The sequence below is a fragment of the Paracoccus niistensis genome (assembly GCF_042432925.1).
GTDB lineage: Bacteria > Pseudomonadota > Alphaproteobacteria > Rhodobacterales > Rhodobacteraceae > Paracoccus > Paracoccus niistensis.
This window is the reverse complement of the sequence record NZ_JBHLWE010000077.1, coordinates 2,501-5,631: the sequence shown is the minus strand read 5'-3', so window position 1 is coordinate 5,631 and position 3,131 is coordinate 2,501. Positions and strand designations below refer to the sequence as shown.

The 3,131-nt window shown below is 56.1% G+C and carries 2 rRNA genes (1 of these 2 cut by a window edge); both read right to left on the bottom strand.

The window, feature by feature from the left end:
• Positions 1 to 108: 108 nt before the first annotated feature.
• Positions 109 to 223, bottom strand: a 5S ribosomal RNA gene (gene rrf, locus ACFFII_RS17545).
• A 96-nt stretch (positions 224 to 319) separates the two neighbouring features.
• Positions 320 to 3,131: ribosomal RNA gene (locus ACFFII_RS17540) — 23S ribosomal RNA — on the bottom strand; it runs 17 nt beyond the window's last position.

The following is a 3,131-nucleotide window of genomic DNA, read 5'->3' as shown; positions in this document are numbered from 1 at the left end:
GGCTGCTCTACCCCGCGTCCGTGCTGCGTTTGCGCAGCGGGTTCCCCGCGGGTTTGTGGGTGCGGGGGTTTTGGTTTCATCGTGTCGGAGAGGTGCGTTTCTTTCCAGGTCTGGCGGTGACCTACTCTCCCACGTCTTGAGACGCAGTACCATTGGCGCGACGGCGCTTAACGGCCGAGTTCGGGATGGGATCGGGTGTTTCGCTCGTGCTATGGCCACCAGACCGGGGAAGAAACGCTCAGCGTCGGCCATCCTTTCGGATGGCGCGTGTTGTCCAAGTGATGCTGAGGAAGAGGACAGGGTCTGTCTTCTTCCGGATCAAATCAAGCCAATCGAGCCATTAGTACCGGTCAACTGAACGCATTGCTGCGCGTACATCTCCGGCCTATCGACGTGGTGGTCTTCCACGGCTCTCAAGGGATACCTTGTTTTGAGGGGGGCTTCACGCTTAGATGCCTTCAGCGTTTATCCTGTCCGTTCATAGCTACCCAGCACTGCCGTTGGCACGACAACTGGTCCACCAGTGGAACGTTCACCCCGGTCCTCTCGTACTAGGGGCAACTCCTCTCAAGTATCCTACACCCACGGCAGATAGGGACCGAACTGTCTCACGACGTTCTAAACCCAGCTCACGTACCTCTTTAAATGGCGAACAGCCATACCCTTGGGACCTGCTCCAGCCCCAGGATGAGATGAGCCGACATCGAGGTGCCAAACGATGCCGTCGATATGGACTCTTGGGCATCATCAGCCTGTTATCCCCAGCGTACCTTTTATCCGTTGAGCGATGGCCCTTCCACTCGGGACCACCGGATCACTATGGCCGTCTTTCGACTCTGCTCGACGTGTCAGTCTTGCAGTCAGGCTGGCTTCTGCCATTGCACTCAACGAGCGATTTCCGACCGCTCTGAGCCAACCTTCGCGCGCCTCCGTTACTCTTTGGGAGGCGACCGCCCCAGTCAAACTACCCACCACGCAGGGTCCCGGATCCGGATAACGGACCGCGGTTAGACATCAAGAGTGCGAAGGGTGGTATCTCAAGGGTGGCTCCACGGGAACTGGCGTCCCCGCTTCAAAGCCTACCACCTATCCTGCACATCCCAATCCTGATGCCAGTGCGAAGCTATAGTAAAGGTGCATGGGGTCTTTCCGTCTAACCGCGGGAAGTCTGCATCTTCACAGACAGTTCAATTTCGCTGAGTCCACGTTTGAGACAGCGGGGAGATCGTTACGCCATTCGTGCAGGTCGGAACTTACCCGACAAGGAATTTCGCTACCTTAGGACCGTTATAGTTACGGCCGCCGTTTACCGGGGCTTCAGTTCGGAGCTTGCACCCCTCCCTTTAACCTTCCGGCACCGGGCAGGCGTCAGACTGTATACGTCGCCTTACGGCTTCGCACAGCCCTGTGTTTTAAGTAAACAGTCGCCACCCCCTGGTTTGTGCCCCCTGCCGCTGCTTGCGCAACAACAGGGCCTCCTTCTCGCGAACTTACGGAGGTATTTTGCCGAGTTCCTTAAACGTGGTTCTCTCAAGCGCCTTGGTATTCTCTACCAGTCCACCTGTGTCGGTTTCGGGTACGGTCTTGTGGAGGGCTATTTCCAGGGACCCCGCAGCTGCCCGATCAATCCAGTAAGATCGAACAACCTCAAGGATCCGTCACCATCTCCTGGCCCAGGAATATTAACCTGGTTCCCATCGACTACGCCTTTCGGCCTCGCCTTAGGGGCCGGCTTACCCTGCTCAGATTAGCTTTAAGCAGGAACCCTTGGACTTTCGGCGACAGGGTCTCTCACCCTGTTTGTCGCTACTCATGTCAACATTCTCGCTTCCGATCACTCCACCGGATGCCTTACGGCCCGGCTTCACAGTCAAGCTCGCGCCTCCGCTGTTCCGAAGAACAGAAGAGGCATGAGCTTATATCACGGAACGCTCCGCTACCGCGCACTTGCGTGCACCCAAAGCTTCGGCTCGTGGCTTGAGCCCCGTTACATCTTCGCCGCAAGACCTCTTGACTAGACCAGTGAGCTGTTACGCTATCTTTAAAGGATGGCTGCTTCTAAGCCAACCTCCTGGTTGTTTTGGAAGTCTCACATGCTTTCCCACTTAGCCACGAATTGGGGGCCTTAGCTGTTGGTCAGGGTTGTTTCCCTCTCCACGACGGACGTTAGCACCCGCCGTGTGTCTCCCGATCAGTTCTTCCCGGTATTCGGAGTTTGCTTAGACTCAGTAAGGCTGTGGGCCCCCATCATCCATGCAGTGCTCTACCCCCGGGAGAATACAATCGAGGCGCTACCTAAATAGCTTTCGCGGAGAACCAGCTATCTCCAGATTTGATTGGCCTTTCACCCCTAGCCACACGTCATCCGGACCCTTTTCAACGGGTGTCGGTTCGGACCTCCAGTTGGTGTTACCCAACCTTCATCCTGCACATGGCTAGATCATCTGGTTTCGGGTCTGATCCATCTAACTTCGTCGCCCTTTTAAGACTCGCTTTCGCTGCGCCTCCACCTAACGGCTTAAGCTTGCTAGATAGACCAAGTCGTTGACCCATTATACAAAAGGTACGCCGTCACGGCTCAGGGCCGCTCCGACTGCTTGTAGGCGTCCGGTTTCAGAAACTGTTTCACTCCCCTCGTCGGGGTGCTTTTCACCTTTCCCTCACGGTACTGGTTCGCTATCGGTCAGCAAGGAGTACTTAGCCTTCGAGGGTGGTCCCCCGATCTTCAGACAGGATTTCACGTGTCCCGCCCTACTTAATGCGTCCGATCAACCTTCCCATACGGGGCTGTCACCCGCTCTGGCTGGCCTTTCCAGGCCATTCTGGTCAGTCTCACGGCTCGGCTGGTCCCCGTTCGCTCGCCGCTACTGAGGGAGTATCTGTTGATTTCCTTTCCTCCGGGTACTTAGATGTTTCAGTTCCCCGGGTTCGCTCTTATAAGCCTATGTATTCAGCCTATAAGTACCTGGTCATGTCGGTTATTGACACCGCACGGGTGACAATAACCAGCATTCAGGTGGGTTTCCCCATTCGGAGATCTTTGGATCAAAGCCTATTCCCGGCTCCCCAAAGCTTATCGCAGGGTATCGCGTCCTTCATCGCCTCTTGCTGCCAAGGCATCCACCAAACGC